Source organism: Nocardia sp. NPDC059228, from assembly GCF_042754245.1.
GTDB lineage: Bacteria > Actinomycetota > Actinomycetes > Mycobacteriales > Mycobacteriaceae > Nocardia.
In genome coordinates this window covers 37,666-50,335 of the sequence record NZ_JBHZAL010000022.1, presented here as the reverse complement: position 1 = coordinate 50,335, position 12,670 = coordinate 37,666, and the positions used below count along the sequence as shown (strand labels likewise).

General features: G+C 69.0%; 13 protein-coding genes. 7 read left to right on the top strand and 6 right to left on the bottom strand.

From position 1 onward, the window contains the following. Window positions 1-121: 121 nt before the first annotated feature. Window positions 122-832 carry a hypothetical protein gene (locus ACFXKA_RS28405; protein WP_379429614.1) on the top strand — a complete coding sequence of 237 codons (711 nt, stop codon included), beginning with the start codon at window positions 122-124 and terminating at the stop codon, window positions 830-832. Window positions 833-908: 76 nt separating this feature from the next. On the opposite strand, the gene ACFXKA_RS28400 is transcribed toward ACFXKA_RS28405, so the two are convergent. The 3 genes from ACFXKA_RS28400 to ACFXKA_RS28390 form a co-directional block, all read right to left on the bottom strand. After that, window positions 909-2,444: a class I adenylate-forming enzyme family protein gene (locus ACFXKA_RS28400; RefSeq protein WP_379429613.1), complete on the bottom strand. Its 1,536-nt coding sequence runs from the start codon at window positions 2,442-2,444 to the stop codon at window positions 909-911. A gap of 40 nt (window positions 2,445-2,484) precedes the next feature. Then, complete coding sequence (locus ACFXKA_RS28395) at window positions 2,485-2,700, bottom strand: hypothetical protein (protein WP_379429612.1); 216 nt, start codon at window positions 2,698-2,700, stop codon at window positions 2,485-2,487. Between the two features lie 245 nt (window positions 2,701-2,945). Then, a complete protein-coding gene (locus tag ACFXKA_RS28390; RefSeq protein ID WP_354833390.1) occupies window positions 2,946-3,503 on the bottom strand; it encodes a TetR/AcrR family transcriptional regulator in 558 nt (185 codons plus the stop codon). A gap of 431 nt (window positions 3,504-3,934) precedes the next feature. On the opposite strand from ACFXKA_RS28390, the gene ACFXKA_RS28385 reads away from it, so the two are divergent. Both ACFXKA_RS28385 and ACFXKA_RS28380 read left to right on the top strand, forming a co-directional pair. Next, entirely contained in the window at window positions 3,935-5,359 is a 1,425-nt protein-coding gene (locus tag ACFXKA_RS28385) for an MFS transporter (RefSeq protein ID WP_379429611.1), read from the top strand. Window positions 5,360-5,472: 113 nt separating this feature from the next. Continuing rightward, entirely contained in the window at window positions 5,473-6,171 is a 699-nt protein-coding gene (locus ACFXKA_RS28380) for a hypothetical protein (RefSeq protein ID WP_379429610.1), read from the top strand. A gap of 10 nt (window positions 6,172-6,181) precedes the next feature. Here the strand turns inward: ACFXKA_RS28380 and ACFXKA_RS28375 are convergent, their stop codons facing one another. Beyond that, complete coding sequence (locus tag ACFXKA_RS28375; RefSeq protein ID WP_379429609.1) at window positions 6,182-7,204, bottom strand: helix-turn-helix domain-containing protein; 1,023 nt, start codon at window positions 7,202-7,204, stop codon at window positions 6,182-6,184. Window positions 7,205-7,443: 239 nt separating this feature from the next. Here ACFXKA_RS28375 and ACFXKA_RS28370 point away from each other — a divergent pair, with 239 nt between their 5' ends. Continuing rightward, window positions 7,444-8,487 (top strand): AraC family transcriptional regulator ligand-binding domain-containing protein, encoded by a 1,044-nt coding sequence (locus ACFXKA_RS28370; RefSeq protein ID WP_379429608.1) that lies wholly within the window; start codon window positions 7,444-7,446, stop codon window positions 8,485-8,487. A 30-nt stretch (window positions 8,488-8,517) separates the two neighbouring features. Here the strand turns inward: ACFXKA_RS28370 and ACFXKA_RS28365 are convergent, their stop codons facing one another. Beyond that, entirely contained in the window at window positions 8,518-9,567 is a 1,050-nt protein-coding gene (locus ACFXKA_RS28365; protein WP_379429607.1) for an AraC family transcriptional regulator ligand-binding domain-containing protein, read from the bottom strand. Window positions 9,568-9,751: 184 nt separating this feature from the next. Here ACFXKA_RS28365 and ACFXKA_RS28360 point away from each other — a divergent pair, with 184 nt between their 5' ends. From ACFXKA_RS28360 to ACFXKA_RS28350, 3 genes are all read left to right on the top strand, one after another. After that, on the top strand, window positions 9,752-10,417 hold the full coding sequence (locus ACFXKA_RS28360) for a class I SAM-dependent methyltransferase (protein ID WP_379429606.1): 666 nt from the start codon (window positions 9,752-9,754) through the stop codon (window positions 10,415-10,417). Between the two features lie 127 nt (window positions 10,418-10,544). Continuing rightward, the gene (locus ACFXKA_RS28355) at window positions 10,545-11,012 is read left to right on the top strand and encodes a VOC family protein (RefSeq protein WP_379429605.1); all 468 of its coding nucleotides are present in this window, start codon (window positions 10,545-10,547) and stop codon (window positions 11,010-11,012) included. 122 nt (window positions 11,013-11,134) lie between these two features. Further along, window positions 11,135-12,367 (top strand): FAD-dependent monooxygenase, encoded by a 1,233-nt coding sequence (locus ACFXKA_RS28350; protein WP_379429604.1) that lies wholly within the window; start codon window positions 11,135-11,137, stop codon window positions 12,365-12,367. A gap of 9 nt (window positions 12,368-12,376) precedes the next feature. On the opposite strand, the gene ACFXKA_RS28345 is transcribed toward ACFXKA_RS28350, so the two are convergent. Beyond that, on the bottom strand, window positions 12,377-12,607 hold the full coding sequence (locus ACFXKA_RS28345; RefSeq protein ID WP_379429603.1) for an alpha/beta hydrolase fold domain-containing protein: 231 nt from the start codon (window positions 12,605-12,607) through the stop codon (window positions 12,377-12,379). Window positions 12,608-12,670: the final 63 nt, after the last annotated feature.

Sequence of the window (12,670 nt, the reverse complement as noted above, 5' to 3'; positions counted from 1 at the left end):
CAACGCTCTACCAAATCTAGTCGGCAAACAAGTCAGCAGAACCAACGACGACCCCAGCGTTGCCGCTCGATAACCCTGCGGCACTGTTCAATTCGCGTTTCTTGGAAGGTTCGGTTCACCGATGAGGAAGATCACCGCCTACACCGTCGCCGCCGCTGTCACACTCGGCGTGCTCATCTGCAATATACCCGACTCCAATGCCGTTCCGGCGCAGCCGATCCCGGCCCCGGCCGGTCCGGTCGATACACAGCAGTCCGGCATCCGCTGGACCGCCGACCGCGTCGGCGACTCCGTGGTCGTCACGACCGATCTGGGCTCACTGGCCACCGACGGCGGCCAGTTCCAGGTCCTCGACTCGACCGGAAAGGTCGTCGCCGGTCTGCCACTGAGCTACGACATACGCGGCCTGCGGTTCCCGATCGCAGCGAAGATCGACGGCAATACCGCCATCCTGACCCCGAGCACCGACCCGGCCGCGGCCGCCCCGGTCGACATGATCACCCTGCCCGCCGATCCGCTGCAGCCGGTCGATGCCCAGTTCGACGCCGATCTGGGCCGCGCCGCTGCCCAGTTCGGCCTGGCCACGGGCGTCGGGACCCTCCTCGGCACCATCGTCGGACTCGGCGGTGGCTGCATCCTGGGCGCGGTGGTCGGCGCCGCCCTGATGACGCCGATCTTCGTCCCCGGCTGGGTCGGCAGCTGTATCGCCGGCGCGGCGATCGGTACCGCGCTGGGGGCGGCGGCAGGCATCATCCTGCTGGGCGTGCCGGTGGGCATCGCCTCGGCGATCCAGTTCTTCCAGATGGAGAACGCACCGGCTCCCGCATCCTGACAGCCCTATGTGGTTGCGCCGGTAGCGATCTCGCCCGGCGCAACCACAAGATCCACTGGTCGGTCCCGGTGGGTCTTCATCGCAACGGAGCACCCCACCGCACCTGCCGGCGCAGATGGTTCTTGAGCAGTTTGCCCCCGGCATTGCGCGGTAGCGCCTCGGTGACAACCGTGGCGTACTGCGGAATCTTGAAGTCGGCGAGATGGTTTCGGCAATGCGCGAGCACGGCGGCGATATCGATCGGCGCCCGGTCTCCGAACAGGACGGCGCCGACCTTCTCCCCCATCACGTCGTCGGGTACGGCGAGCACCGCGGCGTCGGCGACACCGGGAGCGGACAGCAGTACCGCCTCCACCTCCACGCTCGAGATGTTCTCGCCGCCGCGGTTGATGATGTCCTTGATCCGGTCGATGATGCGCACGCGTCCGGCATCATCGATCCGGACGACATCGCCGGTGCGCAGCCAGCCGTCCACCATCGTTTCCGCGGTCGCCTCCGCTCGGTTCCAGTATCCCGCAGTGACATTCGGACCTCGGACCACCAGTTCTCCCGTGCCCGGTTCACCGTCGATCGGCACGATGCCCAGATCCACCGACGGCACCGCGTAGCCGACCGAATCGGCGTGCTCGATCGCGTCCCGGTCCGGCAGCACGGCGATCAAGGACGCCGTCTCCGTCATGCCGTAACCGTTCATCACGGTCGCCTGGGGGAACGCCGCCTGCAACGCCTGTACCAGCGACGGCGCGATCGGCGCGCCGCCATACCCGACTATGCGGACCCGGGACACGTCCGCGTCGGCGAAATTCGGATGGCGGACCAGCAGGGAGTACACCGCGGGCACCGTCACGAGGAAGGAAATGCGTTCCGCGGCAATAGCTTCGATCAATGCGGGCAGGTCGAGTGCGGGCAGGATCACCGAGGTGCCGCCGGCGTACGCGGCGACCAGCAGTTGTGAATTGCAGGCCGTCACATGGAACAGGGGCACGGAGATGAGGGTGCGCAGGTCCGGGCCGGCGTCACGGGAGATGCCCGAACAGCGAATCATGTTCTCGGCGCTGGTGATGAATGCCTCGTGTGTCGTCGGAACACCCTTCGGGTGTCCGGTCGTACCCGAGGTGTAGAAGAGCGCCGCCACATCACCGGCGTCGAGACCCTCCGCCACGTACTGATCACCGTCGGGCAGTGGAGTATCGGCCGCCAGATCGACCGTCACGTCGGCGTCGTCGAGCACGAACTCCACCTCCGGTCGAGCCGAGCGCGTATTGACCGGCACCGCGATACCGCCCGCGAACACCGTGCCCCAGAAGGCCAGCACCCAGTTCACACCGGCCGGATATCGCAGGGCGACTCGATCCCCGCGCCGCACGCCGAGCGCCCGTAGCCCACCGGCCACCCGCGACGCGCGTTCCCACAGCTGGGCATAGGTCAGCCGATCGCCGCCGATCTCGACAACCGCCTCGGCATCGGGGTGCGCGTCGACATGCGCGCGCACCATGTCGGGCAACGTCGCCGGCACATCGGTGTAGTGCGCGATTCCCCGCGCGTCTCTGGTCAACGCCGATTGGTCGAAAGGGTTGCGCGAGCGCGTTATTTCGATGATCGCGGTGGTCATTCGGCGGCCTCCGGGCGGCGGCGCGAGTCGGCTACGGACATCATGGTGATCTCTCCTCTGTCATCGCTGGGGGAAGTCCGATTCGGCACAGGACGGCCCGCTGGACCACGGCCTCGACGATCTCGGCGCGCGGGGTGCCGACCTGCTCCACGGCGTCGTAGAGCGCCTTCGGTCCGGCCCAGTCCTCGGGCGCGAAAGCGCCTGCGCGCGTATCGCTCTCGTCCAGCGTCAGCACCGGGACAGGTCCGCGCGGCACCGATGAGGACAACCCGGCGCGCGGTCATGCGATCGCCTCGGCATCGCTGATGTCTACGACGTCAGCACAGTTGGCCATCAGGCCACTCCGTCCTCGTGGTGTTGTCGTCTGCGCGGCGACTTCGCACAACGCGGCCGGCAGCCTCCGCGATGCTATTCGATATCGAATCGAATTCGACTTTATGGCTCATGGCGCGAGCTTGTCAACATCCGGCCGACGTGCGCGAGGGTCGGGACTTTCCCGCCTCAGCCCGGTGGCGCGTATGTCCCCAGGTACGCAGCGACCAGGCGACGCGCCTCGTCGATCGTGGCGTCATGTCCCTCCGGAGAGCGCCGGAAGGCGACATCGAAGAGCCTGTCGGCGGCCTCGAAGGCGAGTTCGACAACGACCGGCGGGGTATCGGGACGAATCAGGGCCTGCTCGGTGAGGTAGCGCCACAGGTGCCGCGCCTGCGACGCGTCGAACGTCTGCGCCAGTTCGCTCAGCAACGAGCTACGCCCCGAGAACCAGAGCTCGCCGAAGCTCGGATGTTCGCGCATGTAAGCGAGATACAGGTCGCCGACCGTATCGCAGGCGTCGCGCAGGGTGCCCGGCTCGCTGCGACCCAATGCGGCACGCAGACCTTCGTCGAGTTCGCGCAGATACCGCTGCGCCAGCTCGGTTTCGACCTGATGCCGGTCGGCGAAGTAGTGATACACCGAGGCCACCGGAATGCCCGTTCGCTCGCCCATCGCCTTGAGGGTGGCAGCCTCGTAGCCCCGCTCACCGAGCAATGCCTCGGCGGCGTCGAGAATGGCCTGCACACGCTTGACTCCTCGGCGCTGGACCGGAGCAGGGCGGGTGGAAGCCCGAGGTGTCGACAGATTTTCGAACACGATTCGAGATCGTAACAGCGCCAAATTCGAGATCGAAATCGATTCGATATCGCTAACGCAAGACAGAGCCGGACGAGGCTACATCGCGGCAACCGTGCGATGAGGCGGCCGCACCGTCGCCCATCAGGGTTTGCGAGCTACACCGCAGTCGCAGAGGACCTTGGTTTCCGAGCAGGGCAACCACTCACCTTCTCGCGACGAGCAGGACTCGCACTAGATGTCACATACCCCCAATGGGTATGGGATAGGTCACAGCAGTCAAAACTGTTCCAATATACCCCTTGGGGGTATCAAAGGACGGGTTGGAACTGCCAGCGGCCGACCGGCCGCCCGAGATCTCTGTCAGGGGAGTGATTCCTATGTCCACCCGGAACTCCGCGCCGCCGCCGTCGCGGCGCTGGATCGCCTTGGGGCTCATCGCCCTCGCCCAGTTCATGGTCATCATGGACACCTCGATCATCGGCGTCGCGCTGCCGGAAATGCAGGGCGCCCTGGGGTTTTCACAGGGGAATCTGTCGTGGGTGTTCAATGCGTACGTCGTCGTCTTCGGCGGGTTGCTGCTGCTCGGCGGCAAGCTGTCCGACATTGCAGGGGCGCGGCGGATATTCCGGATCGGCTGGGGCGTACTGGGTATCGGGTCACTGGTGGCGGGGCTGGCCGGGAATGCCGCGGTCGAGCTGATCGGGCGTGGCGTGCAGGGCGCGGGGGCCGCGCTGATCGCCCCGTCGGCGCTGACGCTGCTCATGATGCTGTTCGGCAGCAATCCGGGCGAGCTGACCAAGGCGTTCGCCGTGTACGGGGCGGCCGCGCCCGCCGGTGGCACCGCAGGCGTGTTCCTGGGCGGGCTGATCACCCAATACGCCTCGTGGCCTTGGGTTTTCTACATCAATATCCCGATCGCGCTGGCAGCGCTGCTGGCCGCGCCGGCCCTCGTGCCCGACGGCGCGATGGCGCCGCACGCCTCGGTCGACCTCCTCGGTGCGGTGACCGCCACCCTGGGCCTGGGCGCCGCGGTGTTCGGTGTGGTGCGGGCGGATTGGGCCGCGAGCTCGACCTGGGTGGTGCTGTTCGCGGCCGCCGTGCTGCTGGGCGCGTTCGTCGCGATTCAGGCCCGGCGCAAGGAACCGCTGATGCCGCTGAGCATCTTCCGGGCCCCGGATCTGGGTGCGGCCAATCTCGCGCAGGTGCTGCTGGGTGCGGCGTGGGTGCCGATGTGGTTCTTCCTGAACCTGTATCTGCAACAGGTGCTCGGGTATTCGGCGTTCCCGTCCGGCGCGGCGCTGCTGCCGATGACCGCGCTGATCATGGTCGGCATGATCGCGATCTCGCCGAAACTGTTCGCGCGCTTCGGGGCTCGCACCATGACCGTCGCCGGTCTGCTGCTGCTCGCGGCCGGCCTGGTCTGGCTGTCGTTCATCCGATCCGACGGCAACTTCTGGATCGACGTCCTGCCCGGCTCGCTGGTGGCCGCGCTCGGCATGTCGCTCGCGTTCATTCCCACCCTGCAGACGGCCATTTCGGCCGCGCCGCCGCAGGAGGGCGGTCTCGCCTCGGGCATCGTGAACACCGGCTACCAGATCGGTTCCGCGCTCGGCCTCGCCGCGGTCACCGCCATCTCCGCGCACGCGGGCGCCGACCGCCTCGGGGACACGGACGCACTGACCGGCGGCTTCTCCGCGGCCTTCGTCGCGGCGGCGGTCATCGCGGTCGCCGCGGCGGCGCTCGCCCTGGCCACCTTCCGGTCACCGGCCCTGCGCACCCGGGCGGTCGCGGCCGGAGCGTGACGGGAGCCGGCCGGATCGGAAACATGAACGGCCCGACGGGAACCCACCCCCGCCGGGCCGTTCGCCCGCACCGGAGATCGGGCGCCCATGCGCCGGGGTGCATGATGGGGCGCATGCTTCCCACCGACCGCCTGCACCAGGTCGACCGGCATCCCGCCGTGATCGATACGCCGCTCGGCACCGTCGTGTTCGCTGTCGCGCTCGGCTCGGAACGGGTACCGACCGGTCCGGATGCCGTGTGGCGCTTGGCGAACGGCTCGCACCTGCACCGCTGGCGGCACCGGGACGCCACGGTCGATCTGCTCCTGGGCCGCATCGAGATGCCGGCCTGGGACGGCGGCGCGGCCGTACCCATGTGGGCGGGAATCTGGCAGGTGCAGGCGCATTCGGCGGTCCCCGCACTGTCCTTCTCGGCCGAACTGACCGATCTGTCCGCGGACACGTTCTGTGGTCCCGACTCCGGTGAATGCCTCGCGGCCGTGACCGCCGAGAACGACCGCTTCTCGGTGTCGATCGGCGGCCCGGATTCCGAACTGCTGGCCATGCAGGCCGCCGACGGCCGGCTCATGCCCGCCGACTGGGCGGACCAGCTGCCCGCCGACGGCAATGACGACGACTCCGAATACGGTGTGCGCTACCTGGATCCGGCCGGAATCCAGTGGCGGCTACCCGGTCTCGCCACCACGGAGGTGGCCCGGCTCTGCATCGCGACCGCCTGGTGCCCCCGCGACGACGACCGGCCCGCGGCCTGGTTCGCGGTCGACATCCCCCTCGACACCGCCTACCTCCACCTCACCACCGAACGCCCCTGACCACCGCCGGCTACCCGGATATCGAACCGGTGGCCGCCCACCGGCGGAACTCGTCCGGGGATTGCCCCGCCCGACGGCGGAACGCCCGCCGCAGCGACCTCGGGTCGGTATAGCCGAGCCGGGCCGCGATCGCGTACATGGGAAGATCGGTGCCGCGCAACAGATCCGACGCGTGCTCATGGCGGACCATGTCGACCTCGGCACGCCAGCTGGTGCCCAGCTCCCGCAGACGACGTTGCAGGGTGCGCGGGCTGACGGCGAGCCGGGCAGCGACCTGATCGAGTTCGAGTTCGCCGCCCGCCATCGCCTCCAGCAGCACCTCCCGGATCCTGCCGATCGGGCTGGGCACGGGACGCGCACTGGCGAGCAGCAGTTCGGCGTAGCCGCGATGGATCCGGCCCAGATTCGGGTCGCCCCCGGTGGGCAGGGCCGCCGCATCGAGGAAGGTCAGCTCGGAGTGGGGGGCCTCGAAGCAGACCCGGTTGGTACCGAACGCCTCGACGAGATGCCGGTGATTGCGCGGCGCGCGGTGCCGGAACGCCACCCGGACCGGAACCAGCGGATGCCCGGTCGCCTCACGAGCCCGCTGCAGCATCACCGCGAGCGTGAACTCCTCGACCAGCCCCAGGATCGGCCCCGGTTCGACGGTCGCCGTATCCCGGACGACGAGCAACCCGCCGCTCTCCAGCACCTGGCCGCCGCCGAGCGGATCCGCGACGACGGCGCGCAATTCGACCACGCTGCGCAGACTTTCGGCCAGCGTCGGCCCGCTCGAGAACAGGTAATCCCACACCGACAGGCTCCCCCGTGTGGCCGTGGCCGCCGCGCACAGACCTCCCGTCGGCCCCGCGGCCGCATAGATCAGCTCCCAGAGCCGCCACGCCGAGCCGGTCGGAACCCGCACCAGATCATCGCCGAGCTGATCGGCCCCCAGCTCCAGCGCGCTGAAGAGTTGCGGCGCCGACGCTCCCGCCCGCAGCGCCGCCTCCCGAACCAGGACCGCCAGCCGCGACGAAATGGTATTGCCGATCATCGCCGCAGCTTAGCGACCACCGATTACTTCTGAACGGGACCTTCGGGACCGCGACCCGACCATTGCTGCCCGGCCGCTGACCGACCGGCCCGCCGTCACCTCGGACGCTGAGGTCACCCGCGTCGTGCGTCCTGTTTCAAAAACCGCACCGCACAGTCTAATTTGGACCCTCGTGCATTGCACCGTGAGTGCAACACGATGCCACCGCCCGTCGATGACGCTCCACTCCCGGGATCCCAATGACCATCCACCCCACCGGTATTCACGCCCCCGCCGGGGCCGGGCTCGACCCCGACGCACAGGTGATGGACACCGTGCTGCTGCCGGGCTATGTGCTGAGCACGATCGGAGTGTGCGAGGACACGCGACATCGCCTGGCCCTCGCGGCGGACCTGCCGGGCTGGCTGCTGACCTCGCCCGAATCCATGGTGCCCAGCGAGCGGTATCTGCGGCTGTGGGAACTCGTCGAACACGAAACCCAGGATCCCGCCATCGCCGTCCGCACCGCACTCGAGTACACGCCGGGACAGCTCGGCATCATCGACTACCTGCTGCTCACCGCGCCCACCCTGGGTGCGGGACTCGCGCTCACCGATCGATTCATGGACGCGTGCTCGACCAACCGGGAGTTCCGGGCGGTCGCCGACGCGGATCCGGACGGTGTGACGACGGTGTACACCGGCCTGACCCGGGGCGAGGGCCGCGGCAGCGAACTGGCCATGCACACCGGCCTGTGCGGGATGATCGTGAAAATGCGCACGGCCACCGGGCAGCACGTGGTGCCGGTGGACGTGCGACTGCGACAGCGGGCGCCCAAGGGCCGGGCGGAGCTGACCGCGCTCACCGAGCTGTTCGGTACGCCCCGAATCGATTTCGGGGCGGCCACCAATCGCGTCACCTTCCGGAACGCCGATCTGGCGCTGCCGCTGCTGCGCGCCGACCCGGTCCTGAACCGAATCCTGGTGCAGCAGGCCGAGATGACGGCGCCACCGCGCATCACCACCTGGTCCGACCGGCTGCAGCAGGAGCTGGCGTCGATGCTGATCGACGGCGCGGTGACCATCGACGCGGTGGCCCGCCGGCTGCTGACCGGCCGTCGCACCCTGCAGCGCCGCCTCGCCGAGGAGGGCACCTCCTGGCGGTACGAGCTCGAAAAGGCCCGCAGGCGACAGGTTCTCGACCAGCCGCTGGGCCTCACCCAGGCCGAGCGCGCCCGCCGCCTCGGCTACTCCGATCCGAGGTCGCTGCGCCGCGCCCAGCAACGCTGGACCGACGTGAGCTGAGCGGGCCGCGGTGCGCCTCCGCGCCGGCGGTCACCGCGGCTGATCCCGGCGGAAGCTCGCGGGTGACTGCCCGGTCCAGCGGCGGAAAGCCCGGGCCAGCACCCGGTGATCGCGGTACCCGAGGCGCAACGCCACCGACCCCACCGGCACCGTGCGGTCGCGCAGCAGGGCGATCGCCGTGTCCCGGCGCACGATGTCGAGCTCCGCGCGCCAGCTGGTGCCGTGCTCGGCCAGGCGGCGCTGCAAGGTCCGGTCGCTGATCCGGAGGGCGGTGGCCACCTCCGCCAAACCCGCCCCGTCGCCGCCGGACTCCGGCAGCGCCGCGTGCAGCGCCGCGCGGAAGACATCCAGCCAGGCCGGTTCGGGCCCGATCGAGTCGATCAGCTGCTGCGCGTGCGATCGCAGAATCCTCTGCAGGACAGGATCATTCGTCCGGCCACGGGTCTCCGCAGTGGCGAGGAAGGTGATGGCGTCCCGGTCCTGACCGAAGTGGATGTTCCCGGTGCCGAGGGCACGGATCAGGTGCGCACGATGGTCGGGACCCCGGTGCGAGAAGTCGACCCGCACCGGCCGGCCCGCGTCGCCGAAGCTCTCCGTCGCCCGCCGCACCATCACCGCCATCACGAACTCCTTGTTGGCGGCCCCGGCCGCGCCCCGATGCGGCAGATCGAGATAGCGTGCGGTGAGCAGGGATCCGTCCTCCACCACCTCCAGATCGACCCGGCGGTCGCAGATGGTGTTGTTGTAGCGCGCCGCGTCGCGCAGGCCCTCGGCGAGTGTGGGCGCATTGCCGATGAGGTAGTCCCACACGTGCAGCCGCCCCAGCTCGGCCACGTCCGCGGCCAGCACTCCGGCCTCGGGTCCCGCCAGCCGGTGCAGCAGCTCCCACAACCGCGACGCCGTCGCGGTCGGGATACGCATCGTGTCGTCGAACAGCAGGGCCGGATCACGACCGAGCAACTGGGCGATCTGCTCCGTCTCGGCGCCCGCCCGCCGGGCCGCGTCCGCGATCACCCCCACCACATGGGACGAGACGGTATCGACCGCATTGCCGGACGGGTCCAGGACCGTAGTCGCCATCTCTGCCACCTTCTCACGGAATTGCGCTTTCTCACGGAATTGCGCCGAGACTCCCGTTAACTCGGACCTTTCGGTACGTATTCCCCCTGCGCTGACCCGCAGAGTAAGCGCATCGGAACTGCCACCGCCCTGCTGGAGGAGCTGCGCATAGGCGATGATGCCCGTCCGGCGTACTGTCGAGTCTGTGAGCAGTGACGCCGTCCCGGCGGCAGCGGCGGAGGGCTCGGACCTGTGGGCCCGGGCTTTCGCGACGTTGTACGACCCTCTGCTGTGGATGGGCGAGAGGGCGGGGATGGCCACTCGCCGGCGAAATTTACTCAGCCGTGCGAGGGGGCGGACTGTCGAGCTCGGCAGCGGCACCGGCCTCAACCTGGGGTACTACCCGGACGGCCTGGACGAGCTGATCCTGACCGAACCGGAGGCCGCGATGCGGACGCGGTTGGCGCGGAGGCTGCGCCGCAGCCGACATCACGCCCGCGTGCTCGACGCATCGGCCGAAAAACTGCCCTTCGCGGATGGAACCGTGGACACGGTCGTCTCAACGCTCGTGCTGTGCACTGTCGACGACCCTGATCCGGTGTTGCGGGAGATCGAGCGCGTGTTGCATCCCCGCGGCCAACTGCTGTTTCTCGAACACGTGCGTTCCGAGTCGCCGCGACTTTCCGCTTGGCAAGACCGTCTCGCCGAGCCGTGGCGCCGGTTCGCCGAGGGCTGCCACTGCAACCGCGCCACCCTCGAGCTGATCCGGGCGTCCGGGCTGGAACTCGAAGACGTCCAGGAAATGTCGTGGCGGGCAATGCCCCCGATCGTTCGACCGCTGATCACGGGCGTGGCCACCAAAAACGGTTGAGAGCCGGCGCCCCATCCGGGCGGTGGCCACTCGCGCCAGGAGAGTGCCGTTCCGCGTCAGCGGCATGGTGAAGTGGCATCCTTCAGGGGTTCATGCCCCGCTCGTCGCACCCCGATCAGGAGGCACCATGGCCGGATTGGTCCGCATCCGCCACGTCAAACTGCCGGTCAGCGACCTGGCGCACAGTGTCGCCTGGTACTGCGACCTGCTGGATCTGCGCCTGGCGGGCGAGTTCCGGGAGGAGGGTGAGCTGCGCGGGGCCCAGCTCATGCACCCGTCCGGCTTCGGCATCACGCTGTGGGAGCGCGAATACTGTGCGGGCACACCGGATTTCCGCGGCTTCGATGTCTTCGCCCTGGAGGTGGACTCGGTCGACGACCTGCACGCCTTCGCCGCCCGCGCCGACGAACTGGAGTACACCCGCGGCGAGGTGATCGATCGCGGCCCGTACGGCGCGATCCTGGATCTCGCCGACCCCGACGACACCGTGGTGCGGCTGCTGGCCAACAACCCCTTCCACACGGATCGATTCCTCGGGATGGACACCGACGGCAAGGGCGGGTTCACCGTCTACGACACCCCGACCCTCGGCTGAGTACCTTCCCCGGAAGCACATACCCCCAGGTAGGCATGTCTGAGACATTTGTACTAGACAATCGTGCCAGCGATTTAGTACATTTGTCTTAGACGTTAGAGCCAACCGAGAGGCCCGACACCATGAACACCACCGCCAACTCGCTGCACATCCTCGTTTCCGGCGGCGGCATCGCCGGCAATGCCGTTGCGCTGCAACTGCTCCGGGCCGGAGCCCTGGTCACCGTCGTGGAGCGCGCCACCGCGCCCCGCCCCGGCGGCCAGGCCGTCGACCTGCGCGCCGCCAGCAAGGAGGTCGCCGAGCGCATGGGCCTGATGCCGGGCATCCGCAAATACCAGCTCGAAGAGCTGGGCATGGCCTGGGTCGACCGCAACGGCACCGAATACGCCGCCCTGCCGATGGAGGCCTTCGACGGCAAGGGCCCGATCGCCGAAATCGAGATCACCCGCGGCGATCTGAACCAGGTGCTGCTCGATCTGCTGGCCGAAACTCCGGGCAAGCTCGACTACCGCTACGGCGAGTGGATCGAGACCCTCGACCAGGACGACACCGGCGTCACCGTCGGCTTCGGCTCCGGCGCGACCGGGCGCTTCGATCTGGTGGTCGGCGCGGACGGCGTGCACTCGGCGGTCCGTCGCCTCGCCTTCGGCCCGGAGGAACAGTTCTCCACGTACCTGGGCGGCTACACCGCCTTCTTCACCATGCCCACCCCCGCCGACGCCAAGCCGGGCTGGTTCGCCATGCACTCGGTGCCCAGCGCCGCCGTCGGCATCCGCCCCGACCGCGACCCGCGCACCGCCAAGGCCATCCTGACCCTCCGCACCGCGGAGAACCCCGCGCTGCGCCGCGATGTCACCGCCCAGCAGCGCCTCATCACCGACATGCTCGCCGAGGCCGGCTGGCACGCGCCCACCGCGCTCGCGGCCATGCCCGACGCACCCGACTTCTACTTCGACGTGCTGGCCCGCATCGACATGCCGACCCTGGCCGCCGGGCGGGTCACCCTGGCCGGCGACGCGGGCTACTGCGGCTCCCCCCTGACCGGTATGGGCACGGCGATGGCGCTGGTGGGTGCGTACATCCTGACCGGCGAAATCGCCGCCACCCCGGACGATCTGCCCGGCGCGCTGGCCCGCTACGAGGAGCGGGTGACCCCGTTCCTGGACGCGGCCAAGGAACTTCCCGGCGGTGGCATCCAGATGATGCTCCCGAAGTCGAAGGTCCTGACTGCCCTGGGCCGGCTCAACATGCGGATCATGACCTCGGGCCCGATGCTCCCACTGACCCGGAAGCTGTTCGAGCCCAAGGCCGAGGACTACCGGCTGCCCGCGTACGAGACCGGGACGCTGGTCTGAATCCCGGCCTCAGCCGAGATGCTTGCGCAGGAAGGCCGCGATCTCGTCGGTGGCGGCCGCCGCCTCACCGGGCGACAGCGTCACATCGACGCCCGCGGCCCCCGCGGCGGCCGCGAAGCCCTCGGAATCACTGAGCAGCAGTTCGGCCGTGCCGACCTGGATCAGCAGCAGCGGCAAACCGGCCGGGTCAGCGAAAAGCGGTGAGGCCGAAGGAATTCGGGGATCAGCACGATTCAGCACCGATTCGCCGTTTGTTCCGGCGGCCCCCGGACATGCCACGACCCCGGTCACCGGACCGGGGTC